Raw genomic sequence first — 22,103 nt, 5'->3', positions numbered from 1 at the left:
AGTCTTGCGCCGTGAAACTACCGCTACGAAGGATCGGGAATGGACTACGAACGGCTGATCGACGAAGAAACCTGGGCCTTCATTCGCAAGACCGGGGAGTGCTATCCTGAGGATGCTGTCGCGCAAAGCATCGCCGAGCAGCGCACGCTTTATGATGAAATGGCGCGGGCCTTCCTGGCGGCACGTCCGGCCTTGGTCGAAACCGAAGACCGCCAGATCAGCGCTGCGCCCGGCAATCCCGATGTGTCGCTGCGGATCTACAGCGCGGGTGATCCAACGCGCACGGTACTGTTTTGCCATGGGGGCGGCTTTGTGGTTGGCGGCCTTGAGAGCCACGATGACATTTGTGCCGAAATCTGCGCCCAGACTGGCTATCGCGTGGTGGCCGTGGACTATCGGCTGGCGCCAGAACATCAACACCCGGCGATGTATGACGATGCATGGCAGGCGCTGTGCTGGGTGATCACGACCTATGGCGAGGGGGTTGTGCTCATGGGCGATAGCGCCGGGGCCAATCTCTGTGCTGCGCTGGCCCATGGGGCGCGGGGCGAGGCTGCGGTTCAGGCGGCCATTATGGGGCAGGTTCTGATCTATGGTGCCTTTGGCGGTGATGTGAATGCAGGATCCTACCTTGAACATGCGCATGCCCCGATGCTGACCCGTGACGAGGTGCTGTTCTACCAGGACATTCGCCGCCCCAAGGGCAGCAGTCCCAGCACAGAGGCTGACCCCAGCTATGCGCCGTTGCAAGATAGCGATTTCAGCCATCTGCCGCCCACGGTGCTGGTATCGGCCGATTGCGACCCGGTGCGCGATGACAGCCGCGACTACCGCGACAAGGTGCTTGCTGCGGGCGGCAAGGCCTATTGGGTCAACGAGCCGGGCCTGGTCCATGGCTATCTGCGGGCCCGCCACACAGTGGGGCGCGCCCGCGATAGCTTTGAACGGATCTCTGCAGCGGTAGAGGCCCTGGGGCAAGGGCTTTGGCCCTATGATTAACGCGCGTTGGGGGCTTCGCTGAGAAACGACTGCGCCTTCATTGTATCGGCTACAGGCGCGCCCAGTCGGCTTAGGATGGTGGGGGCCAGTTGACGCTGGTCGATAACATCGTCTTTCGCCGGCCCCTGCGCATCGCCAAAGTAGTAGAGCGCGGTTTCCTGTTGCAGCGCGCTGCGCCCGCCGTGATGGCCGCGTTCGTCCTGGCCATGGTCGGCGGTGACGATCACCTCATAGCCCATCTGACGCCAGCGGCTGATAAAGGGGGCCAGCATTTCATCCATGACAAAACAGGCGTGGTCCATTTCCTGGCAGTCATGGAAAAAACGATGTCCCATACTGTCAAGCGTGCAGGTGTGCAGCATGCCGTAGTTCAGGCCAAAGCGCAGGCAGAGATTGGTCAGGGTGCCAAAGAGATCCACATCCGAGGGCGTCATCTGGTTGGTCAGACCATAGCCAGTCATGGTGTGGAAACGACCATGGTTGATACTGTCGCTTTCGGGTTCATCATATTCAATATCGCGCACAAAATCAAAAGGGTGGCGGTTGAAAAACTGCGACCAGAAACTGTGCGCCACGGCCCCTGTGGTGCCCCCGGCTTCACGAACTTGGGAAAAGACATCCTTGTGTTCCAGTCGAAAGACATTGCCATTTCCGGTACAGCCATGTTCGGCCGGGGCCACGCCTGTGTGGATCGAGGCATAGCAACTGGCTGAAATTGAGGGCAGCACCGCGCGCTGTTTCCAGACACGGGCGTCGCCGCTGTCGACCCAGCCTTCCAGATTGCCAAATAGCCGCCGAAAGTTGCGATAGGGCACCCCATCCAGAATGATGAGAAGCAGTTTGTTGTCCATGGCGCGAATCCTTTGTCTCTTTGCCCCATCATTGCGATCAAATCTTGAATTGCCATTCAGAAAGTTGATCCTGGCGTAAAATGGCATCACCATAGGGCCGTGATGGCGCGTCACGGCCTACAGAAACCGCCGCGCCATAGCATCAGGCCCGCGCAATCGCGCGGGCCTGAGCCTGTCATTCGTGTTGGTTGGTGGGGCGCGCTTGGCTCAGTTGCCGGCGCTTTCCATCTTGCGGTTGGAAATCACCTCTTCCAGCCAGCCCAGACGCATTTCCGGCACCGAGCTGAGCAACAGATCTGTGTAGTCGTCAAAGGGCGGGCTCAGCACCTGGGTCTTGCTGCCATAGCGCTGCACCTTGCCCTGATACATCACCGCAATGGTGTCGGAAATGGCGCGCACGGTGGCCAGATCGTGGGTGATGAAGAGAAAGGCAACATCCTCGATCTTTTGCAGGTTCAACAAGAGCTTGAGAATGCCATCCGCGACCAGTGGATCCAGCGCCGAGGTGACCTCGTCACAGATGATCATCTTGGGTTTGGCCGCCAGGGCGCGGGCAATGCAGACCCGCTGCTTTTGTCCGCCTGACAGTTCTGCCGGGTAGCGATCCATGAAGTCTTCGCCCAGCTCGATCTCGTCAAGCAGTTCGATGATCCGCTTGCGTTTTTCCTTGCCCGACATGTTGAAATAGAACTCAAGCGGCCGACCAATGATGGTGCCCACGGTCTGACGTGGATTCATCGCCACATCTGCCATCTGGTAGATCATCTGCAATTCGCGCAGATCCTCGCGCGAGCGTCCCGCCAGATCGGGCGAGAGCGTCCTTCCGGCAAATTCGATCTCGCCTTCGCGCGGCGGCAATAGCCCGGTGATCACCCGCGCAAGGGTCGATTTGCCCGACCCGGATTCGCCCACCACCGCCAGCGTCTGCCCCGGATAGAGATCGACATTGACGTTGTGCAACACATCGAACTGCGTGCCCTTGTAGCGGGCAGTGATATTGCGCACGCTCAGCACGGGATCCCCGGCAGACTCTTTTTCCGCATGTTCAATCGACCGCACCGAGACCAGCGCCTGGGTGTAGTCTTCTTGCGGGGCGTTGATGATCTGATCAACCGAGCCATATTCGACCATATTGCCGTGGCGCAGCACCATGATATCGTCGCTGACCTGGGCCACAACGGCCAGATCATGCGTGATATACAGCGCCGCAACACCCGTTTCGCGGATGGCGGCCTTGATGGCCATCAACACGTCGATCTGGGTGGTGACATCCAGCGCGGTTGTTGGTTCATCAAAGACCACCAGGTCCGGTTCGGGACACAGCGCCAGCGCCGTCATGCAGCGTTGCAGCTGCCCACCAGAGACCTGATGCGGATAGCGGTCGCCGATGGTTTCAGGGTTGGGCAGGCCCAGCTTGTCAAACAGATCTCGGGCGCGGGCCTCTGCCTCTTTGCGGCTGAACTTCTTTTGTTCGACAGCCGCTTCGACCACCTGGTCCAGGATCTTTTTTGCCGGGTTGAAAGAGGCTGCGGCAGATTGGGACACATAGGTCACCTCGGCGCCGCGCAGTTTGCGAATGTCGCCGGTGCCCGATTGCAGCACATCGCGGCCATTGATCCAGACCTCACCCCCGGTGATTTTGACACCACCGCGGCCATAGGCCATGGCGGCCAGGCCAATGGTCGATTTGCCTGCCCCGGATTCCCCGATCAGCCCCAGAACCTTGCCCTTTTCCAGATCAAAGCTCACCCCGTGGACAATTTCGATGTCATGGGGTTTTTCTCCGGGCGGGTAGACCGTTGCGCCGATTTTCAGGTCGCGGACCTTCAATTGTGGATCGCTCATCCGCGGCCTCCTTTCAGTGAGGTGGTTCGGTTCAGCACCCAATCCGCCACCAGATTGACCGAAATAGCCAGGGTGGCGATGGCAAAGGCCGGCATCAGCGCGGCAGGAATGCCATAGACGATGCCTTCGGCGTTTTCCTTTACGATGCCGCCCCAATCCGCCTGTGGTGGTTGGATTCCAAGGCCCAGGAACGACAGGGTCGACACAAAGAGCACCATGAAGATAAAGCGCAGTCCCATTTCAGCCACCAGCGGTGACAGCGCATTGGGCAGGATCTCACGGAAGATGATCCAGATGGTTTTTTCACCACGCAGGCGCGCAGCCTCGACGTAGTCCATGACCTCGATATCCACCGCGACAGCACGCGACAGGCGGAAAACGCGGGTGGAATCCAGGAGGCCCATAACCAGGACCAGCACCGGCAGGGTGACAGGCATCACCGACAGGACAACCAGCGCAAAGATCAACGAGGGGATCGACATCAAGAGATCGACAAAGCGCGACAGCAGCTGATCAACCCAGCCCCCGGCGACAGCGGCCAGAAACCCGAGCACAGATCCGGTGGTAAAGGACAGGATGGTCGCAGCGGTGGCAACAAAGATGGTGGTACGCCCGCCATAGATCATCCGGGACAGAAGATCGCGGCCAATGCCATCGGTGCCCAGCAGGAATTCGGCGCTGGGGGGATCCCAATAGCCCGTGCTGACCACCTCGGCATAGCCGTAGGGGGCCAGGAGCGGCGCGAAGATGGCGGCAAGAAAGTAAAGTGCGGTAAAGAAGAGCCCAATGGCTGCAGCAAGAGGTATTCTCATTTTGGATGCCTCAGTCTTGGGTTGGACAGGATAGAGACAATGTCGGCGATCATGTTCATGCCGATGTAGACGGCGGCAAAGATGATGCCGCAGGCCTGCACAACGGGCACGTCGCGTTTGGAAACACTGTCCACCAGATATTGGCCCATGCCAGGATAGACAAAGACAACTTCGATCACCACGACGCCGACAACCAGATAGGCAAGGTTCAGCATCACCACATTGACGATGGGTGCGATGGCGTTTGGCAGCGCATGGCGCACAATCACCTGCAGCCCGTTCAGGCCCTTCAGTTCAGCCGTCTCGATATAGGCCGATTGCATCACATTCAAAATGGCGGCGCGGGTCATGCGCATCATATGGGCCAGCACGACCAGCGTCAGCGTCGCGACGGGCAGGGCGATAGATTCCAGTTTGTCGAACAGCGCCGCATCCGGGCGAAAGGCCGTGGCGGTGGGGTAAAACCAGCCCAGTTTGACGCCAAAGAAGAACATCAGGACATAGCCGATCAGAAATTCGGGAATAGAGATTGAGGCAAGCGTGACGCCAGAAATCGCCTTGTCGGGCCAACGTTCGCGAAACCGCACCGCCAAAAGCCCCAGGAAGATCGCCAGCGGCACGGCGACGATGGCGGCCCAGAAGGCCAGGAAGAGCGTATTGGACAGGCGCTGAGAGATGCTTTCGCCGATATCGCGCCCAGAGGTCAGAGCAGTGCCCAGATCGCCCTGCACAAGACCGCCCAGCCAAGAGAGGTAGCGCTGCAAGGCGGGTTCATTCAGGCCAAGTTCGGCACGCAGGTTTGCCAGGGCTTCAGGGGTTGCAGATTGTCCCAGAATGGACTGTGCCACATCCCCTGGCAGGATGATTGTACCGGCAAAAATCAGCCCCGAGACGAGAAACAACAGGATGAGGCCCAACGCAATGCGTTGGGCCAACAATTTGATAATCAGGGGCATCTTATGCCTTCACCCACATTTTCATTGGGGCGTAGGCGTTCATCAGCGGCTGGCCTTTGGTGTTTTCCACCCAGCCACCCAGACGATCCGATGTCGCATCAACAAAATCGTTGAACATCGGACAGATCAAGCCGCCTTCGTTGCGCTGGATTTCGCCCATGTCCGCATACATTTGCGTCCGCTTGGCAGTGTCCAGCTCGGCGCGGGCTGCCAGCAGCAGCTGGTCGAACTTTTCATTGTTGAACCGGGTGTCGTTCCAGTCTGCCGTCGACAGATAGGCGGTGGTGAACATCTGGTCCTGCGTCGGACGCCCCCCCCAGTAGCTGGTGCAGAAGGGCTGTGCATTCCAGACCTCGGACCAGTAACCGTCATTGGGCTCGCGCTTGACGTTCAGGTTGATGCCCGCGCTGGCACAGGACTGCTGGAACAGGGCTGCCGCATCTGGTGCGCCGGGGAAGGAGTTATCCGAGGTGCGCAGCAGGATCTCGCCATCATGCCCCGATTTCTTCAGGTGGAACATGGCTTTATCCGGGTCGTATTCACGCTGCTCGGCAGGGGTGAACATCGGATAGGAAGAGTTGATGGGGCTGTCGTTGCCAACAGAGCCATAGCCGTTCAGAACCTTGTCGACCATTTCCTGACGGTTGATGCCATATTTCAACGCCATCCGCAGATCGTTGTTGTCAAACGGCGCGGTGTCGCAGTGCATGATGAACACATAGTGGCCAGGGCCGGATGTGGAATGCACATTGATATTGGGGGCGCGGTCAACCAGTTTCGCCGTCCGGGGTGGAACCCGGTCGATCATGTCAACCTGACCAGACTGCAGCGCAGCAACGCGGGCGGTGTTGTCGTTGATCACGATCAGCTCAATGGTGTCGGCATAGCCAAGGTCGCCCCAGTGGTTGGGGTTCTTTTCGGCTACGATACGCACGCCCATGTCTACATCCTTGAGGATATAGGGGCCGGTACCAATGGCGGCAGTGGGATCATCCATGCCACCATTCGGCTGGATCACCAGGTGGTAATCGGCCAGCAGATAGGGAAGGTCGGCGTTGGGCGATTCCAGCTCAATAACAACATTGTTGCCATCGGCCGACACGTTCTTGATGCCGCGCATGATGCCAAGCGCGCCAGACTTGGTGTCTTCGCCCGAATGGCGTTCCATGGTTTTGACGACGTCTTCGGCGGTGACGGATTTACCGTTGGAGAAGGTGATGCCTTCGCGGATCTTGAAGGTCCAGACGCGGGCATCAGCCGAGGCCTCATAGCTTTCCGCTACTTTGCCATCCAGGCCGCCATCGTCGTTCAGTTCTACCAGGGACTCGCCCCAGAGGCGGATCATCATCAAGGCGACCATATTGGTCGACAGGGCTGGATCCAGGCTGTCGGTGGTGCTGCCGCCTTGCAGGCCCATACGGATGGTCCCCCCCTTTTGCGGCTCGGCAGCGTGGGCTTGCGAGGTCAGCAGGGTGCCGGCAGCGGCGGCGCTAAAGCCTAGGGCGGCGGCTTTTGCCATGAAGTCGCGGCGGCTGAGTTTGCCGGCGGCGGCATGGCGTGCCAGAAAATGAAGGTGATCGTTCATCGATGTCTCCCAGTTATTATATTTGCGGCCTGCGATCCCGGAACGCGACCTTGGCGGCAATTTCTTGTATGGTGCGACAAGATTTGCGCATTTGCCGCGACCTCGCAAGCTTTAATAACGACAAGGCCGGGCCGCGGAAACTTTTGCAAAGTTTCACATTCCACCCGGTGTCGCCTTCTTAAGGTGTCATGCCGCATTTGCGAGGTAAACCAGCTTTTGTAGCGGTATTTCCCTTCTGCTGAGTTTTTATGACCTTTGGGACCAAGCGCTGCATTTTTTGGGAAAACTGTCGGGCAATGGGGCGTTTCTTGTAAAACTGATGCGAATCCGACCTCGAATGGTCAAAGAGCGACTCTGTCCTGCCACTGCAGAAAGGACGGGTCTAAGGGGCGGAACCTGGCAAGTCGTCGGCAGTGGCGCGCGCGGCCTAGCGGTCGGCGCTGTCCATCCAGATGGTCACGGGGCCATCATTCAGCAGACGAACCTTCATATCGGCGCCAAATTCGCCGCGTTGTACCGGCAGACCCAGCGCTTCCAGTTGATCGGCAAAATAGAGGTAGAGCGCCTCCCCCTCTGCAGGGGGCGCGGCCGTGGAAAAGCCAGGTCGGTTGCCACGGTGGGTTTCGGCGGCCAGGGTAAATTGGCTGATCACCAGAATAGACCCCGAAATATCCACCACAGAGCGGTTCATCTTGCCGGCATCATCGGTAAAGATCCGCAGCTTGGCGATCTTTCTGGCCAGGTAATCGGCCTGGGATTTGCCGTCGCCCTGCATGGCGCAGATCAGCACCAAAAGCCCGGCGTCGATCTCGCCGATCACCTGTTGATCGACGGTAACCGAGGCTTGCGAAACACGTTGAATGACTGCACGCATTGAGAAAGAACCTTTGCAACCACCTTTATGGCGGCGGGGGACAGGGGCCAGCGTCTAGTCGCGCCAGTCGGTGAATTCAGGCAGGGCGGCGCGGCTGGTGCGAAAACGATTGGCGGGGTGGTCCGGATCGCCATAGCCAAAGGAAATGGCGCAGAGGATCTGGCGGTCCTCTGGAATTTGCAGCATTTCGTGCAGCAGCGGCGCAAAAGAGGCCACCGCCGCCTGGGGAATGCTTGCCACGCCGGCAGCCTGTGCCGCTAGGGTGAAGCCTGCGACAAAACCACCGCAATCCATCGCGCCATATCCTCCCAGATCGTTTGGTGTCGACAGCACCGCGCAGTGGGGCGCGCCAAACAGGGTGAAATTTTCCATCATCTGCCGGGCAGATCCGGCGCTGTCGCCTTTTTCGACCCCGACCGCCTCGTATAATGCCCAGCCGCATTCCCGGCGTCGGGCTTTATATTCATCCAGATAGGCCTTGGGGAAGTCGAGATCAGGACTGTGGCCGCCCGCCATGGCCGCCTGTGTCAGGGCGTGACGCAGGCGATCGGTTTCTGCGCCGCTGGTCACGGTGACTTTCCACGGCTGCGCGTTGCACCAAGAGGGAACTTTCTGGGCGCATCTCAGGATGTCTTCGATCATCGCGCGCGGCAGCGGATCGGGGCGAAAGGCGCGGCAACTGTGGCGGGCGGAAAACAGCGCCTCAAGAGCGGGCAGGCTGGGCAGCGGAGCGGTCATATTTTGTCGTCCTGTCATCAGGTATTGGCATTTGTCTTGCGGGTTTCTTGCCCCGGATTTTGGGAAATCATACCGCCGACGGCTAGCTTTGGGCGCCAAAATAGGCCGCCACGCCCAACAGCGCGAGCCCCAGAAGAACGGCACCGGCGATCTTCCAGCTGGAATAGGGGCGTTCGCCCTGAACCCTGCCGCTTTGCCCATTGATTACAAAGCGATAGGTCTTGCCGCGATATTTATAGGCGGCCATCCAGACCGGCAGCAGCACATGTTTGAAGGTCACGTCCGAAAGCGCCGTGTCGATGTTTGAAATACGCTGGCGGTCGCCGCCGATGTCAAACCGCACGTCGCGTTCGATCACTCGATCCATATGGGCGCGTGCCTCATTAAAGCCCTCGTCCAGGGGGATGGCATAGGCTTCGGCGCGAAAGCCGGCCAGAAACTGCGGCTGATAGGGGGCAAGATGCGACAGATCCCAGGGTTCCAGCGCATCGGTATAACGTTTTGGCAGGCTCTTGGAGGCCAGCACCAGCACATCGTCAAAGAACCGTGAAACCCGGCCGGACACCGGGGTCCAGCGGATCTTGGCCACCCTGCGGATTTCTGCCTTGCCATCCACCATCACCGTTTCAGAGACGTAATAGGTGGTGCCCCGCGCCCCGGAATAGCGGCTCTTGGTCTTGGCGTCATAGGTCCAGTAGGGGACGTAGATTCCCTCCATGCGCCGCCCCTTGCGGGCATAGGCCTGCAGGCCATTAGGGGCAAACCACAGAGAGCCGAGCCAGTTTGCCATGGCCTTTTGTGCGGCAGGTTCTGCCAGCATGAAGGGCACGACGCCCTTGGGTTTGATGTGGCGGCTCTCGCCGGTATCTGCCACTACGGGGGTAGCGCAGAACGGGCATTCCAGCGCATGGGTTTCATCCGAAAACTCGACCTGGGCGGCGCAGTTGGGGCAGGTGGAAACCCGCGTTACCTCCATCTCGGCTTCGGGCAGGCGCGCGGCCAGCGCGGCCTTGAAATCCAGCTCACGCAGGGCACCGCCCTGTGGGGCGGCCTCTTGCACCTCTTGACCATGACCACAATGGCCGCAGATCAGGCGCCCTTCCTTTGGGTCAAAACGGTAGTCGGCACCGCATTGTTCGCAGGGAAAGCGGTTGGTTTCGATCGGGCTTTGCGGGCCTGCTGGGTCCCAGCTGTCTTGCGGGGCGGCTGGTGGTGCAGGGGGCGGAAGGTCAGTCACAATACTACCAAGGCTAGAGGCCAAAACTGGCCAGTGAGAGCAAGTTGCGCAAAAACGGGTGCCGGTTTTGCGCTAATGAACATGCTATATCGAATGTCTATGGCCAGTCACGTGGATGCAAGTGAACGCGACAAGCCCTGGAATAGCGCCAGCGGCGCGGCATCAACGGGCCGGTTGCCTGGCTGCGACTTAGGCGGCTGGCGGCGGTGGCGGCGGTGGCAGAATAGTGAAGAGCTGTGCCAGTTCAGCGACGTCACCGGCGCGCATCCACCCGTCCTGGCCAGGTGTCCACACATGGGTGTCACGGGTCAGGCTACCCTCCTGTGCCATGCGGCCCAGACGCGCCTTGGAAAAGGGCCCAGAGGTGGTGCCATTCTCAGCCGTGTGCCAGACATGTTCGACCGGCGGTGGCGGTGGGGCTGCGGGGGCGGCTGCCTGCGCTGGTGCTGCGGCGGCAGGGCGGGCCCCCCAGGGGCCAGCGGCCTGGCCGGTATTGGCCATTTGTTGCGCCATGGCCATCCCCATGCCCATGCCCATTCCGGCCCCCATGCCACTGTTTGGGGTGGTTGCAGCGGCTTCCATTGCCTCGGCGGCGGCAAATTGGGTATAGCGGCCCAGATCGCCGACAATGCCCATCTGGGTGCGCTTGTCCATCGCCTGTTCGACCGCAGGCGGCAGCGAGATGTTTTCGATATACAGTTCGGGGATGCTCAGCCCGTATTCCGCCAGGGTTGGCGCGATTTCGGCAGCGACCAGCTTGCCCAGATCCGCAGTATTGGCCGCCATATCCAGCACCGGAATGCCCGATCCTGCCACCGCGCGCGAAAACTCTTGCACGATGATATTGCGGATCTGGAAAGAGATCTCATCCATGGTGAATTCACCATCGGTGCCAACGATTTCAGTCAGAAAGCGCGCGGCATCCACCACCCGGACCGAATAGCTGCCAAAGGCGCGCAGTCGTACCGGGCCAAATTCGGGATCGCGACAGATGATCGGGTTCTTGGTGCCCCATTTCAGGTTGTTGAAACGGGTTGTATTTACAAAATAGATTTCGGATTTGAACGGCGACTGAAAACCATGATCCCAGTGCTGCAGTGTGGTCATCACCGGCATGTTGTTGGTTTCAAGCAGGTAAAGGCCCGGCGTGAAGACATCTGCCAGCTGGCCTTCGTGCACAAAGACCGCCGATTGGCCTTCGCGGACGGTCAGCTTGGCGCCGTATTTGATCTCATGCGCTTCGCGTTCAAACCGCCAGACCATGGTGTCGCGGCTGTCATCGGTCCAGTGGATGACGTCGATGAATTCGCCTTTGAGAAAGTCAAATATTCCCATGGTTCAGGTCCTTTTCTATAGTCGTATGTAAGGCAGGCAAACGGGGCAGTTGCAGCTAGAGAGGCTGCCCCATTACGTCGCGGGCAAGGATGCGTATGATTGGGCGGGCTTCTTCGACGCTCATGCCTGTGCGCAGGCGCGGATCATAGAGCATTTCCAACAGCAGCTCGTCATGACGGGTCAAGAAGGCAAATTCATCATCGTCATTAAAGATAGAGGGGCGGGCGCGCGGGCTGTCGTTCAGCAGGCCAAGGCCCTGCGCGACCTCTTCGTGGATGCAGCTGTCGCGCACCAGATCGGGGTGTTCGGCGCGGATCAGCGCAACGCCGCGCAGATAGTCGAACGGTGCATTCTGTGGGCCGCCTGCCAGCACAAAACAATAATGCGTGCGCGGTGGATTGATAAAGAGTTGCAGGTCGTTGTCGCTGAGGTTGGGCAGCAGGGAGCGGACCGTTTCAGCCACAAAGGCGCGGTCATCGGCACTGGCAAAGATCACGTGGAAATTGCCCCGTCTCGGCGCGGTTGTGATGCTATGGCCGGTGACCCGCGCCAGCCGTTCGCCATAGGCGCGCAGCACCTTGCGATCACGATTGCGTTGGCTTTCGGGCACCGAGGGGCCAAATTCGGCAACCAGTTTCACCGGGCCGGACCAGCGGCTTAGCCCACCGGTCAAACCGCCGCCGCGCCCACCATATTCACTGTAAAAGGCAATGGCCTCAAAGTGCTCTGCCAGATCATCGGCATCAAAGGGGGTTTCCGGCCCGCCGCCGTCCGTGCGCAGCAATCCGCGGGTTAGTAGATCCTGTTGCAGCACCCGGTAATAGTTGCGCAGCTGGGCGCTCTCGGCCGAGGGGGGGCGATAGGCTGCAGGCAGCACATCTGGACGCGGCTGCGGTACCAAGGATGTGGTATCATTGACGGGCAGACAGGCGGTCAGCACCGCGAGGGCGGCAAGGCCAATGCCTGCCGCTGCCGGGGGGGCGAGGCTGCGCCACAGGGCCATGGACGCCCGCCGCATTTAACCAGGTACCGAGGTGGCGGCGGTATCGCCGACCCCATCCTTGCGCGCCTTGGCAGCCGCCAATGTGTCGCGCAGCTCGGCTTCCATCTTTTTCAGCTCTGCTTCGGCGGCAGCACGGCGGGCCTTGCCTTCATCGGCGATTTGCAGGCTTTCCTGGATGGTGCCCACCAGATCCGCATTGGCCTGTTTCACGGCTTCGATGTCAAAGACGCCGCGCTCCATCTCTTCTCGGATCATCTTGTTGCTTTGGCGCAGGTTGGCCGCATTGGAGGTCAGCAGCTCATTGGTAAGATCATTGGCCGAGCTGACCGCCTGGGCGGCCTCGGCAGAGCGCTGGATGGTAACCGCCTGGGCAAGCTGGGTTTCCCACAGCGGCACCGTATTGACGAGGGTCGAGTTGATCTTGGTGACCAGGCTTTTGTCGTTTTCCTGCACCAGCCGGATCGAGGGCAGCGACTGCATGGTAACCTGGCGGGTCAGCTTGAGATCATGCACCCGGCGTTCCAGATCGTCACGGGCAGCACGCAGATCGCGCAGCTCTTGTGCGCGCATCACCTGATCGGCCTCTGGTGCGGCGGCAACGGCTGCCTCCAACGCTGGGATATCCGTGGCATCCAGATCGGCCAGCTTGGCCTCGCCGGCAGCAATGTATAGCGCCAGTTCGTCATAGAAGTTCAGCGTTTTCTCATAAAGCATATCCAGCGATTTGATGTCTTTCAGCAGGGTGTGCTCATGGCCCAACAGATCATCGGTGATCTTGTCGATCTGGCCTTGAATGCTTTCAAACCGGGCGGTGAATTTGGCAAAGGGCGCGGCGCGGCCCAAAAGGCGCTCCCAGAAGCTGGGTTTGCGGCGCACGTCCAGTTCCGAGACCGAAAAGCCGCGGATGGTAGTGACGATATTGCGCAGCGAGTCGCCTGCCGGGCCGACATCCTTGTTGCGCACATCCGCCAGCATAGCCTGACTGATTGTCTGCAATTCCGCCTGAGCGCCAGAGCCGAAGCGGATGATCGAATTGCTGTCGCCCATGTCGATTTCACCGATCCGGGTCTGGATTTCAGCGCTTACCTCTGGCGTGGCCTCTTGCAGCGGCGCCACTGCCTCGACGGGTTCGGGCAGGGTTGTGGCGGCAACAGCCATGACCTGGGCCTCGGCTTCGGCGGCTTTTTTTTGAACTATTTCAGACATCAAGAGGGTTCCTTGCAAAGAGGTTAGCTACGGTCCAGATGGACGCCTTCACGCTGTAGCCGGTCGCGCAGCACATCAATTTCAACGGTCAGATCGCTGCGGTCTTCCAGCAGCATCTTGCGGGTGCGGGCAGTAAAATTCTGTTCCAGGTCGTGCAGCAGGGCCAGGTAATCGCTGCGGGCCGTCGCATCGCCGCTGCGGGTGTATATGTCGGCAAATTTCACTGTGGCGTCGCGCGCGCCCTGCAAATAGACCGTCAGGTACTTGCGGGCGGCGGTCAGATCGCGCGGGTCTTCTTCGACCGTGCGAAACAGCTCGCGCGCGACGGCCTGAAACTGTTCGACCCTCTCTTCGACCTCGCGGTCGCGGGCCCGCAGCGCGGCATCGGTCATGGCATCCAGGTTGAATTCAGCTTCCTCGACGGCGCGGGCTACCCGGTTTTGCTGAAAGTCATCAATGCCTTCGGTGCCCTTGTTCTGCAAAGGATCCAGACCAAAGGCAGCCAGATGCAACCCGCAGGTCGCTAGGCCATAGATGGTGGCAATCAGCAGACCCGGTTCGGCCTTCCAGGCGGCAAGCGCTGCGCCGGTGCCAACCAGAAGGGCGGCCAGGATCTTGCGGGGCAGGGCGGGGCGGCGGGCCACGCGCCGGGCCTGAAAGGCAGCTGTGGCGCGCAGGCCTTCGCGTAGCATATAGGCCCCGCCCGTCCAGAGTGCCGCCGCCACCAGCCCGAGGGCCAGCCCGGTTGCGCCGTCATTGAGAGAAAGCAGCAGCATCAGCCCCGCTGGGATGAACATCAGGTTCGCGCGCAGCCCCACCGGATCGGTGGTGGCATTGCGGGTGCTGGCATGGGGACGCGCCAGGGGCGCATTGTCAGAGGCGGCGCCTTGCTCTGCGCTGTCCCGGCCAGAGCGGGAGGAGCCCTTGGGGCTGAATTTACCGCCAAACTGTTGTGCCATGCGTCAGCCCCCCACGATCCAGCCAGTGCTCAGGCCGATCATCAGGAATAGCAAAGCGGCAAAGGCAATTTTCTGCACGCGTGTTCCCCTCGCAAAGCGCTGTTGTCTCTTGTTACCAAGAAACTAGGGGATGCGAGAGGTACTTGCTAGGGGGAAGTCTTCCCGAAGTGCCTCAGCGGCGGGGATTCTTGCCACCGGGGCGATTTTTTGGCCCTGATGTCCGGCCTGCAGGTTTGCCTGATGCTCCGCTCCCGCTGGGTTTTCCGCCAAATTTACCGACAGGTTTTCCACCTGTTCTTGCGCCAGGTTTGCCGACGCCGCGCTGGCTATCGGATTGTTTGCCAGGGCCGCCGGGGCGTCCGGTTGGCGCCCCCGCCGAGCGCCCAGCAGGGGCGCCGGGCCTTCCCGGTTTTCCTGCTGGTTTTCCGGCCGCTTTGCCAAAGGGCTTGCCGCGGGTGGGCCGACGGGCCGGGGTCTCTTCCACCTCTTCGGGTTCCAGCCCCAACTGATCGCGCACCACACGCGGGCGCAGCTCTTCCACCTCGCCCAGCTTCAGGGTGCCCAGCTGAAACGGGCCATAGGATAGCCGCAGCAATCGGTTGACGTTAAAGCCGATATCTTCCAGCGCGCGGCGGATCTCGCGGTTCTTGCCTTCGCGTATGCCGATGGTCAGCCAGGCATTGGCGCCTTGCTGGCGATCCAGCGCAACCGTCATGGGCTGAAAGCGTTCGCCGTCAATCACCAACCCCTTGCGCAGGGGTTCAAAATCTTCGTCCTTGGGGCGGCCATTGATCCGCACCCGGTAGCGCCGCAACCAGCCTGTCGAGGGCAGTTCAAGGCGGCGTTTGATGCCACCATCATTGGTCAGCAGCAACAGCCCTTCGGAGTTGAGATCCAGGCGCCCAACCGTCATCACCCGCGGCAGGTCTTCGGGCAGTTCGTCAAAAATGGTGCGCCGCCCCTTTTCATCGCTGTTACTGGTCACCAGCCCGGCGGGCTTGTTGTACAGCCACAGGCGGGGTGCTTCGGCCTCGGGCAGGGGTTTGCCATCCACCAGAATGCGGTCAGCGCTGCTGACATTCAGCGCCGGGCTGTCGATCTGGCTGCCGTTGACCTTGACCCGACCCTCGGCAATCATGCGCTCGGCCTCGCGGCGCGAGGCAACACCCGCCCGCGACAATACCTTGGCGATGCGGTCCCCGGTTGGGGAGCCGTCGCTAGGGGAGGACGCATCAGGCACTGCCTTGCTGGCAGACTTGGCGGAGGCTTGGGCCTTGGGTGGGGCCTTGCCCTTGGGGGGTCGGGGTGCTTTGCTCATGGTTTTGGGACATAGAGCATTCCGCTGGCTTGCGAAAGCTCCCATTCCGGGGCAGGAAAGGCCATGGAAAGAAAACCCGCCATGTTCACATCGCATATGGAAACAGCCCTTGCAGAGGCCCGTGCCGCCGCCGCGCGGGGGGAAGTGCCGGTTGGGGCCGTGCTGGTCGCGCCGGGGGGGCAGGTGGTGGCACGCGATGGCAACCGCACCAGGGCGCTGTCGGATCCCACCGCCCATGCCGAGATTCTTGTGCTGCGCGCGGCCTGTGCCGCTGTCGGCGCAGAGCGGCTGCCGGGCTATGATCTCTATGTCACGCTGGAGCCCTGTGCCATGTGTGCGGCTGCCATCGCGGCGGCCCGCATTCGGCGGGTCTATTACGGTGCATCAGACCCCAAGTCTGGCGGCGTGGCGCATGGGGCCTGCGTGTTCTCGCACCCCCAGGCGCATCACGCGCCAGAGGTCTATGAGGGTATCGCCGAGCTGGAAGCCGCAGAGATCCTGCGCGATTTCTTTGCCGCCCGCCGATAGGCGCAGGGCCGGTGTCCCTGCGCTGCCGCTGTTTCGCCGACTGGATTTTTGCCCGGCATTTCAGTAGGTGAGGCGAGGTCAGGGCGGTTTGAACGGCGCGCCTTGGTCAAAACAACGGGGGCAAGGAAAAGGGAATAGGCGAATGAGCAAAGTGATCACCGGGCAAGACGGCCAGCCCCGCTGCGCCTGGAGCGCCTCGGCGCCTGAATTTGACGCCTATCATGATGCCGAATGGGGCTACCCCGTAGGGGATGATATCCGCCTGTTTGAGAAAATCTGCCTCGAGAGCTTTCAGTCGGGACTGAGCTGGCGCACCATTCTGGCCAAGCGGGAAAATTTCCGCCGCGCCTTTTGCGGTTTCGACTGGACTGTGATCGCCTCTTTCACCGAAGAGGATGTCGAACGGCTGCTGCAGGATGAGGGCATCATTCGCCATCGCGGCAAGATCGAATCCGTGATCAACAATGCCCGCTGCGCCCAGGAACTGGTGGCCGAAGCGGGCTCGCTGGCGGCGTTTTTCTGGAGCTTCGAGCCAGACCCGAAGACGCTGCCAGAGCCGCAGACACAAAGCACCAGCCCGGATTCTGTTGCCCTGTCCAAGGCCCTGAAGAAACGGGGCTGGAAATTTGTCGGCCCCACCACCGCCTTTGCCTTCATGCAGGCAATGGGCTTGATCAATGATCATGCCAGGGGCTGCATTTGCCGTGCCAAAGCCGATGCCGCACGCGCCGCTTTTATCGCCCCACAGGTAACGCCGGGGGCGTGACGCAACCGCGCCGGGCGTTGCCCGGCGCCCGGCCCAACGGGCGCGGTTCTGCGCAGCAGAGCCGACAACGGGCGGGAGCGCTTCCTGCGCGTTTCAGACCTCGATTGCCTGCATTACCTGCGGTTCGATCACCGCGACGTCGGGCAGGGCCTCGATCAGAACATCGGCGCTCTGCTCCAGGATGGGAAAGGTGCGGTAGTGGCAGGGAATCAGCATCTTGAACTTGAAATAGCGCTTTGCAGCATAGGCGGTCTGCTGCATATCCATGGTGAAATGGCCCCCCGCGCTCAGGATGCCGATATCGGGTTTGTAGTAGTCGCCGATCCAGTCCATATCTGCCATCAGGGCTGTATCGCCGGACAGATAGATCGTCCTGCCCTCGGCCATGATCACATAGCCCACCTCAGAGCCGCCGGCCCGTAGCCCCTCTTCGGTGGTAAAGGTCGAGCTGTGCGAGGCAGGCACCATGGCCAACTTTGGCCCGCCCAGATCCACCGTGCCGCCCTTGTTGAAGCCTATGGTGGAAATCCCCTCGCTTTCGCCCCAAAAGCCCATCAGGTCATACTGCCCCACCACCGGGATTTTCAGGGCCTTGGCCAGCGGCAGCACATCCACCACATGGTCAAAATGGGTATGGGTCAGAATGATATGGGTCGCACCGTTCACCGCCTCGTCGTGCTGGCTCTCTTGCAGCGTCGGATTGCCGGTCAGCCAGGGATCAACCAGCAACACCCTGTCGCCTGTTTCGATGCGAAAGCTGCCATGTCCCAGCCAGATGATTTTCATGTCGCTCTCCCTTGGTTTCAAATCAAGCGTGTGTGTCGTCAGCCTAGGGGCTGTGCAGATGAATGCCACCCCATTCTGGCCCGAAGCGCCCCATTGTGGCGCAACACATGTACACGCGGCAGTGCATGGGCTGATTATTGCTGCTGCTTTTGGCGGCAGGCGGCGGGGCAGGGTCGTCCCGCAGTGGATTTTGACGCGGTTTTCCCCGATATTCACCCCACCAGAGCAGAGCACAGGCTTGCGGCGCGCGCATCGCCCCGGTAAATGCCACCATGAACACGAGATGAGGGTTTCCATGTCGATTGACCAAAACACCGCCGCCAAAGTGGCCAAACTGGCCCGGATCAAGGTGGAAGATGACGCGCTGCCAGCCCTGGCCGCCGAATTCAACACGATCCTAGAGTTCATCGAACAGCTGAACGAAGTCGATGTGGAAGGGGTCGAGCCAATGACCTCGGTCACGCCTCAGCGTCTGAAACGGCGTGCGGATGTGGTCACCGACGGCAACCAGCAGGACAGGATCCTGTCCAATGCCCCCGATGCCCGCGAAGGCTTTTTTGCCGTCCCCAAAGTGATGGAGTGAACAGATGAGCGATCTGAACAAATTGGGCCTGGCAGAGGCCCGCGATGCGCTGCGTAAGGGCGAAACCACCTCTGTTGAGCTCACCCAGGCCTGCCTCACTGCCATCGACAAGGCGGATGCGCTGAACGCTTTTGTGCATAAAACCCCGGAAATCGCGCTGGAACGCGCCGCCGCTGCAGACGCACGGCTGAAACAGGGCGATGCGCCAGCCATGTGCGGTCTGCCCGTCGGGATCAAGGACCTTTTCTGCACCAAGGGGGTGGCCAGCCAGGCGGCGTCCAACATCCTCGAAGGTTTTGTGCCAGAATATGAAAGCACCGTTTCGCAGCAATTGGCGGATGATGGCGCGGTGATGCTGGGCAAGTTGAACATGGATGAATTTGCCATGGGCTCGTCCAACGAGACCTCCACTTACGGCAATGCGGTCAGCCCTTGGCGGCGCGAAGGATCCGATGCGCAGCTGACACCGGGGGGCTCTTCCGGTGGTTCCGCCGCTGCCGTTGCCGCTGACCTTTGCCTTGCTGCAACCGGCACCGATACAGGCGGGTCGATCCGCCAGCCTGCGGCCTTTACCGGCACTGTTGGCATCAAGCCAACCTATGGCCGTTGCTCGCGCTGGGGTGTCGTTGCTTTTGCCTCTTCGCTGGATCAGGCTGGTCCAATGACCAAATCGGTGCGTGATGCGGCCATCATGCTAGAGGCGATGTCGGGTCATGACCCCAAGGACAGCACCAGTGCCGATCTGGCGGTGCCAAACTTCGAGGCGATGCTGACGGGCGATATCCGTGGCAAAAAGATCGGTATCCCCCGGGAATATCACATGGAGGGCATGCCCGCCGAGATCGAAAAGCTCTGGGCTGAAGGGCGGGACATGCTCAAGGCGGCAGGTGCCGAGATCGTCGATATCTCTCTGCCGCATACCAAATATGCGCTGCCAGCCTATTACGTGATTGCCCCGGCCGAGGCCTCGTCGAACCTGGCGCGCTATGATGGTGTGCGCTATGGAAACCGCGCCACGCTCGAAGCGGGCGATGGTATCACCGAAATGTATGAAAAGACCCGCGCTCAGGGCTTTGGCGATGAGGTGAAGCGCCGCATTATGGTTGGCACCTATGTGCTTTCGGCTGGCTTTTACGACGCCTATTACAACCGGGCGCGCCGGGTGCGTAGCCTGATCAAGCAGGACTTTGAGAATGTCTTTGCTGCAGGTGTCGATGCAATTCTGACCCCTGCGACCCCCTCGGCGGCCTTTGGTTTGGGCGAAATGTCCGATGCCGACCCGGTTGCGATGTATCTGCTCGATGTCTTTACCGTCACCGTGAATCTTGCCGGTCTGCCCGGGATTGCCCTGCCTGCGGGGCTGGACAGCCAGGGGCTGCCACTGGGCCTGCAACTGATTGGGCGCCCCTGGGAAGAGGGAGATCTGCTCAATACCGCCTACGCGCTGGAGCAATCGACCGGATTTGTGGCAAAGCCGGGAAATTGGTGGTAAGCTCAGCGCAAAGAAGAGCAGATAAACAGGTAGGTCCCATGCGTGTCATTGTTACACTTGCTGCCCTTGGCAGCGTCTTGAGCGTTGCAGCATGTTCCCCGCCTGTACCTGATAGCGCGGCAGGGGTTGGCCTTGATGGTGACCCCTTTGCCCCTCCGCCAGCGGTGGGGACGACCATCAACGGCGATGCCTTGGTGCCGCCAGCGGCCATCTCAAGCGAGAGTCTGGAGCTGCGTAACGAACCGGTGCCAAACGCACCGCGCAGTCCGGCCCGCAGCACCACCGCGTCCAGCAGTGCCGCCGCCGGCTATGGCAGCAGCACGACTGCGGCGGATATCGCAGCGGAAACTCAGGCGGCCCTGCGGGCAGCCGGGTCCAATTCGGGCCAGGCCCCGGTCGAGGCCAGCCCCGCGAATCCGGCCCCAGCCCTGATCGGCAATCCCGGCATTTCGGATGAAAACAGCTTTGATGCGGTGGCTTCTCGCCAAACCATCGAAAGCGACGCTGCGCGGCTGGCCAATCAGCGATCGCAGTATCAGCAGGTTGAACCCACTGCCTTGCCCAGCCAGGCAGGCAGCCGTGATCCCAATATCGTGCAATATGCCCTGAGCACCTCTCATCCGCGTGGCACCAAGCTCTACAGCCGGGCCGGCATCAATCTGCGGGCGCGGTCCGCGCGCAACTGCGCTGGCTTTCTCTCGCCGGATCTGGCCCAGATTGCTTTTCTTGATGCGGGCGGTCCGAAGCGTGATCGCCAGGCACTTGACCCCGATGGCGATGGCTATGCCTGCGGCTGGGATCCACAGCCCTACCGGCGGGCCGTGCAAGGCAATTCCTGATGCCGGGTGCGGCGGGTTCTGAGGCGAGCGCTATCGCCGCGCCTGATCCGGTGGCGCCGCTCAAGGCAAACTGGTGCCCCAGCCCCAATCACGGCAGGCGCCGCGACGGATTGAAACCACATTTGGTGGTTTTGCACTATACTGCAATGACCAGCGCTGAGGCGGCGCTTGCACGGCTTTGTGATCCGGCGGCGGAAGTCTCAGCCCACTACCTGATCGGGCGCGACGGGCAATTGTGGCAGATGGTACGCGAAGACCTGCGCGCCTGGCATGCTGGTGCTGGCGTCTGGCGCGGCCACGAGGATATAAATTCACGTTCTATCGGCATCGAGCTGGACAATACCGGCCACCACCCCTTCTCCGCGCCGCAAATGGCGGTGCTTGAAGGACTGTTGCGTCAACTCATGACGCGCTGGGAAATCCCGCCCGAGGGTGTCATCGGGCATTCCGACATGGCTCCGGGGCGCAAGATCGACCCCGGACCGCGCTTTGACTGGGGGCAGTTGGCGGCCCTGGGATTGGCACGGGCAACACCCGCAATCACCGGCGGCACGCGGCTCTGCGATCCTGATGTGCCGCTCTCAGATCTGTTGCGCCGTTATGCGCGAGATCTGGGCTATACAACCCCCGTAGATGACGCGACGCTCTTGGCCGCGCTACGCCTACGCTACAGGCCCTGGGCCCAAGGCCCGTTGGCGGCTGAGGATGTAGAGCCATTGGTGCAGTCTGATCTTTGGGTTTGAGGGATTTACGAGGCTCTGCCTCGTGCTCCGGGATATTTTTAGCCAAATGAAGGGCGCACACTTTTCATTTGGCTAAAAATATCCCGGGGTGAATTGGCCAGAGGCCAAGAGGGGCAGCGCCCCCATAGCGCTTGCACCTTGACGCGGGCTGTTGGGAGGAATAGGCGGACAGAGCGCAGAAGGCTGGACGGCCGCGCTGGAAGCTTTGCTTTCGCGAGGAAAGTCCGGACTCCCTATAGCGATGGTGCCGGGTAACGCCCGGGCGGGGTGACCCGACGGAGAGCGCCACAGAAAACAAACCGCCACGTTCTGGGCGCTGTCAAGGCAAGCAGGTTGAAGCGTGGTAAGGGTGAAACGGTGGGGTAAGAGCCCACCGCGCCGCTGGCAACAGGGGCGGCATGGCAAGCCCCACTGGGAGCAATGCCAAATAGGGTCCCCGCGCGGGCAGGTCGGCGTATGCCGAAACCGCCGCTAGGCATGCTATAGCCGAGAGGGACCGGGTTGGCAGCTAGAGGTGCATAGCAATATGCATCGCAGAGGAATGGTCGTCCAAGGAGCGCATGCTCTGGGACAAAATCCGGCTTACAGGCCTTCTGCGCATTTTACGACCTGGAGTGGCGGGAGCTACTTGCCTATTCAGGCAACAGG

21 protein-coding genes and 1 other RNA gene are annotated in these 22,103 nt (G+C 60.8%); 8 read left to right on the top strand and 14 right to left on the bottom strand.

The window, feature by feature from the left end:
- The first annotated feature begins 39 nt into the window (after positions 1-39).
- A complete protein-coding gene (locus P2081_RS09665; protein ID WP_278922663.1) occupies positions 40-999 on the top strand; it encodes an alpha/beta hydrolase in 960 nt (319 codons plus the stop codon).
- Here P2081_RS09665 and P2081_RS09660 read toward each other — a convergent pair.
- The 13 genes from P2081_RS09660 to P2081_RS09600 all read right to left on the bottom strand — a co-directional run bounded on the left by P2081_RS09660 (position 996) and on the right by P2081_RS09600 (position 15,718).
- On the bottom strand, positions 996-1,850 hold the full coding sequence (locus P2081_RS09660) for an alkaline phosphatase family protein (protein WP_278922662.1): 855 nt from the start codon (positions 1,848-1,850) through the stop codon (positions 996-998). The two genes, P2081_RS09665 and P2081_RS09660, sit on opposite strands and share 4 nt — an antisense overlap.
- A 207-nt stretch (positions 1,851-2,057) precedes the next feature.
- Positions 2,058-3,695 (bottom strand): ABC transporter ATP-binding protein, encoded by a 1,638-nt coding sequence (locus P2081_RS09655; protein ID WP_278922661.1) that lies wholly within the window; start codon positions 3,693-3,695, stop codon positions 2,058-2,060.
- Positions 3,692-4,507: an ABC transporter permease gene (locus P2081_RS09650; protein ID WP_278922660.1), complete on the bottom strand. Its 816-nt coding sequence runs from the start codon at positions 4,505-4,507 to the stop codon at positions 3,692-3,694. The genes P2081_RS09655 and P2081_RS09650 overlap by 4 nt, the downstream gene beginning before the upstream one ends.
- Positions 4,504-5,463, bottom strand: coding sequence for an ABC transporter permease (locus P2081_RS09645; protein WP_278922659.1), 960 nt, complete (start codon positions 5,461-5,463; stop codon positions 4,504-4,506). The genes P2081_RS09650 and P2081_RS09645 overlap by 4 nt, the downstream gene beginning before the upstream one ends.
- 1 nt (position 5,464) lies before the next feature.
- Positions 5,465-7,048: an ABC transporter substrate-binding protein gene (locus tag P2081_RS09640; RefSeq protein ID WP_278922658.1), complete on the bottom strand. Its 1,584-nt coding sequence runs from the start codon at positions 7,046-7,048 to the stop codon at positions 5,465-5,467.
- Positions 7,049-7,475: 427 nt separating this feature from the next.
- The gene (dtd, locus tag P2081_RS09635; protein ID WP_278922657.1) at positions 7,476-7,922 is read right to left on the bottom strand and encodes a D-aminoacyl-tRNA deacylase; all 447 of its coding nucleotides are present in this window, start codon (positions 7,920-7,922) and stop codon (positions 7,476-7,478) included.
- Positions 7,923-7,976: 54 nt separating this feature from the next.
- Positions 7,977-8,660 (bottom strand): nitroreductase, encoded by a 684-nt coding sequence (locus tag P2081_RS09630; protein WP_278922656.1) that lies wholly within the window; start codon positions 8,658-8,660, stop codon positions 7,977-7,979.
- Positions 8,661-8,742: 82 nt separating this feature from the next.
- The gene (locus tag P2081_RS09625; protein ID WP_278922655.1) at positions 8,743-9,897 is read right to left on the bottom strand and encodes a TFIIB-type zinc finger domain-containing protein; all 1,155 of its coding nucleotides are present in this window, start codon (positions 9,895-9,897) and stop codon (positions 8,743-8,745) included.
- A gap of 189 nt (positions 9,898-10,086) precedes the next feature.
- Positions 10,087-11,232 carry an SPFH domain-containing protein gene (locus P2081_RS09620; protein WP_278922654.1) on the bottom strand — a complete coding sequence of 382 codons (1,146 nt, stop codon included), beginning with the start codon at positions 11,230-11,232 and terminating at the stop codon, positions 10,087-10,089.
- 55 nt (positions 11,233-11,287) lie between these two features.
- Positions 11,288-12,235: a DUF2927 domain-containing protein gene (locus P2081_RS09615; protein ID WP_278922653.1), complete on the bottom strand. Its 948-nt coding sequence runs from the start codon at positions 12,233-12,235 to the stop codon at positions 11,288-11,290.
- 15 nt (positions 12,236-12,250) lie between these two features.
- Complete coding sequence (locus P2081_RS09610; RefSeq protein WP_278922652.1) at positions 12,251-13,441, bottom strand: toxic anion resistance protein; 1,191 nt, start codon at positions 13,439-13,441, stop codon at positions 12,251-12,253.
- Positions 13,442-13,464: 23 nt separating this feature from the next.
- Positions 13,465-14,400 (bottom strand): 5-bromo-4-chloroindolyl phosphate hydrolysis family protein, encoded by a 936-nt coding sequence (locus P2081_RS09605; RefSeq protein ID WP_278922651.1) that lies wholly within the window; start codon positions 14,398-14,400, stop codon positions 13,465-13,467.
- Positions 14,401-14,572: 172 nt separating this feature from the next.
- Positions 14,573-15,718 (bottom strand): pseudouridine synthase, encoded by a 1,146-nt coding sequence (locus P2081_RS09600; RefSeq protein ID WP_278922650.1) that lies wholly within the window; start codon positions 15,716-15,718, stop codon positions 14,573-14,575.
- Between the two features lie 63 nt (positions 15,719-15,781).
- Between P2081_RS09600 and P2081_RS09595 the strand changes: the two genes are divergently transcribed.
- Together P2081_RS09595 and P2081_RS09590 are read left to right on the top strand one after the other, a co-directional pair.
- Positions 15,782-16,246 carry a nucleoside deaminase gene (locus tag P2081_RS09595; protein ID WP_278922649.1) on the top strand — a complete coding sequence of 155 codons (465 nt, stop codon included), beginning with the start codon at positions 15,782-15,784 and terminating at the stop codon, positions 16,244-16,246.
- A 142-nt stretch (positions 16,247-16,388) separates the two neighbouring features.
- The gene (locus P2081_RS09590) at positions 16,389-17,012 is read left to right on the top strand and encodes a DNA-3-methyladenine glycosylase I (protein WP_278922648.1); all 624 of its coding nucleotides are present in this window, start codon (positions 16,389-16,391) and stop codon (positions 17,010-17,012) included.
- Between the two features lie 93 nt (positions 17,013-17,105).
- Here P2081_RS09590 and P2081_RS09585 read toward each other — a convergent pair whose 3' ends face one another.
- Entirely contained in the window at positions 17,106-17,798 is a 693-nt protein-coding gene (locus P2081_RS09585) for a metal-dependent hydrolase (protein WP_278922647.1), read from the bottom strand.
- A 295-nt stretch (positions 17,799-18,093) separates the two neighbouring features.
- On the opposite strand from P2081_RS09585, the gene gatC reads away from it, so the two are divergent.
- From gatC to rnpB, 5 genes are all read left to right on the top strand, one after another.
- Positions 18,094-18,381 carry an Asp-tRNA(Asn)/Glu-tRNA(Gln) amidotransferase subunit GatC gene (gene gatC, locus P2081_RS09580; RefSeq protein ID WP_278922646.1) on the top strand — a complete coding sequence of 96 codons (288 nt, stop codon included), beginning with the start codon at positions 18,094-18,096 and terminating at the stop codon, positions 18,379-18,381.
- Between the two features lie 4 nt (positions 18,382-18,385).
- Entirely contained in the window at positions 18,386-19,873 is a 1,488-nt protein-coding gene (gatA, locus tag P2081_RS09575; RefSeq protein WP_278922645.1) for an Asp-tRNA(Asn)/Glu-tRNA(Gln) amidotransferase subunit GatA, read from the top strand.
- A 38-nt stretch (positions 19,874-19,911) separates the two neighbouring features.
- Positions 19,912-20,712: a hypothetical protein gene (locus P2081_RS09570; RefSeq protein WP_278922644.1), complete on the top strand. Its 801-nt coding sequence runs from the start codon at positions 19,912-19,914 to the stop codon at positions 20,710-20,712.
- Complete coding sequence (locus P2081_RS09565) at positions 20,712-21,455, top strand: N-acetylmuramoyl-L-alanine amidase (protein ID WP_278922643.1); 744 nt, start codon at positions 20,712-20,714, stop codon at positions 21,453-21,455. The genes P2081_RS09570 and P2081_RS09565 overlap by 1 nt, the downstream gene beginning before the upstream one ends.
- Before the next feature lie 175 nt (positions 21,456-21,630).
- Positions 21,631-22,056, top strand: an RNA gene (gene rnpB, locus P2081_RS09560) — RNase P RNA component class A.
- Positions 22,057-22,103: the final 47 nt, after the last annotated feature.

This window comes from Pseudophaeobacter profundi (assembly GCF_029697505.1).
Classification (GTDB): Bacteria; Pseudomonadota; Alphaproteobacteria; order Rhodobacterales; family Rhodobacteraceae; genus Pseudophaeobacter; species Pseudophaeobacter profundi.
This window is presented reverse-complemented; position numbering and strand designations above follow the sequence as displayed.

What these genes read in the sequence shown, in the direction of transcription:
- P2081_RS09570 (WP_278922644.1), top strand. Translation starts at nt 19,912, where the DNA reads ATGCGTGTCATTGTTACACTTGCTGCCCTTGGCAGCGTCTTGAGCGTT.
- dtd (WP_278922657.1), bottom strand. Translation starts at nt 7,922, where the DNA reads ATGCGTGCAGTCATTCAACGTGTTTCGCAAGCCTCGGTTACCGTCGAT.
- P2081_RS09660 (WP_278922662.1), bottom strand. Translation starts at nt 1,850, where the DNA reads ATGGACAACAAACTGCTTCTCATCATTCTGGATGGGGTGCCCTATCGC.
- P2081_RS09645 (WP_278922659.1), bottom strand. Translation starts at nt 5,463, where the DNA reads ATGCCCCTGATTATCAAATTGTTGGCCCAACGCATTGCGTTGGGCCTC.
- gatA (WP_278922645.1), top strand. Translation starts at nt 18,386, where the DNA reads ATGAGCGATCTGAACAAATTGGGCCTGGCAGAGGCCCGCGATGCGCTG.
- P2081_RS09590 (WP_278922648.1), top strand. Translation starts at nt 16,389, where the DNA reads ATGAGCAAAGTGATCACCGGGCAAGACGGCCAGCCCCGCTGCGCCTGG.
- gatC (WP_278922646.1), top strand. Translation starts at nt 18,094, where the DNA reads ATGTCGATTGACCAAAACACCGCCGCCAAAGTGGCCAAACTGGCCCGG.
- P2081_RS09605 (WP_278922651.1), bottom strand. Translation starts at nt 14,400, where the DNA reads ATGGCACAACAGTTTGGCGGTAAATTCAGCCCCAAGGGCTCCTCCCGC.
- P2081_RS09585 (WP_278922647.1), bottom strand. Translation starts at nt 17,798, where the DNA reads ATGAAAATCATCTGGCTGGGACATGGCAGCTTTCGCATCGAAACAGGC.
- P2081_RS09610 (WP_278922652.1), bottom strand. Translation starts at nt 13,441, where the DNA reads ATGTCTGAAATAGTTCAAAAAAAAGCCGCCGAAGCCGAGGCCCAGGTC.
- P2081_RS09650 (WP_278922660.1), bottom strand. Translation starts at nt 4,507, where the DNA reads ATGAGAATACCTCTTGCTGCAGCCATTGGGCTCTTCTTTACCGCACTT.
- P2081_RS09565 (WP_278922643.1), top strand. Translation starts at nt 20,712, where the DNA reads ATGCCGGGTGCGGCGGGTTCTGAGGCGAGCGCTATCGCCGCGCCTGAT.
- P2081_RS09595 (WP_278922649.1), top strand. Translation starts at nt 15,782, where the DNA reads ATGGAAAGAAAACCCGCCATGTTCACATCGCATATGGAAACAGCCCTT.
- P2081_RS09655 (WP_278922661.1), bottom strand. Translation starts at nt 3,695, where the DNA reads ATGAGCGATCCACAATTGAAGGTCCGCGACCTGAAAATCGGCGCAACG.
- P2081_RS09630 (WP_278922656.1), bottom strand. Translation starts at nt 8,660, where the DNA reads ATGACCGCTCCGCTGCCCAGCCTGCCCGCTCTTGAGGCGCTGTTTTCC.
- P2081_RS09665 (WP_278922663.1), top strand. Translation starts at nt 40, where the DNA reads ATGGACTACGAACGGCTGATCGACGAAGAAACCTGGGCCTTCATTCGC.
- P2081_RS09615 (WP_278922653.1), bottom strand. Translation starts at nt 12,235, where the DNA reads ATGGCCCTGTGGCGCAGCCTCGCCCCCCCGGCAGCGGCAGGCATTGGC.
- P2081_RS09620 (WP_278922654.1), bottom strand. Translation starts at nt 11,232, where the DNA reads ATGGGAATATTTGACTTTCTCAAAGGCGAATTCATCGACGTCATCCAC.
- P2081_RS09640 (WP_278922658.1), bottom strand. Translation starts at nt 7,048, where the DNA reads ATGAACGATCACCTTCATTTTCTGGCACGCCATGCCGCCGCCGGCAAA.
- P2081_RS09600 (WP_278922650.1), bottom strand. Translation starts at nt 15,718, where the DNA reads ATGAGCAAAGCACCCCGACCCCCCAAGGGCAAGGCCCCACCCAAGGCC.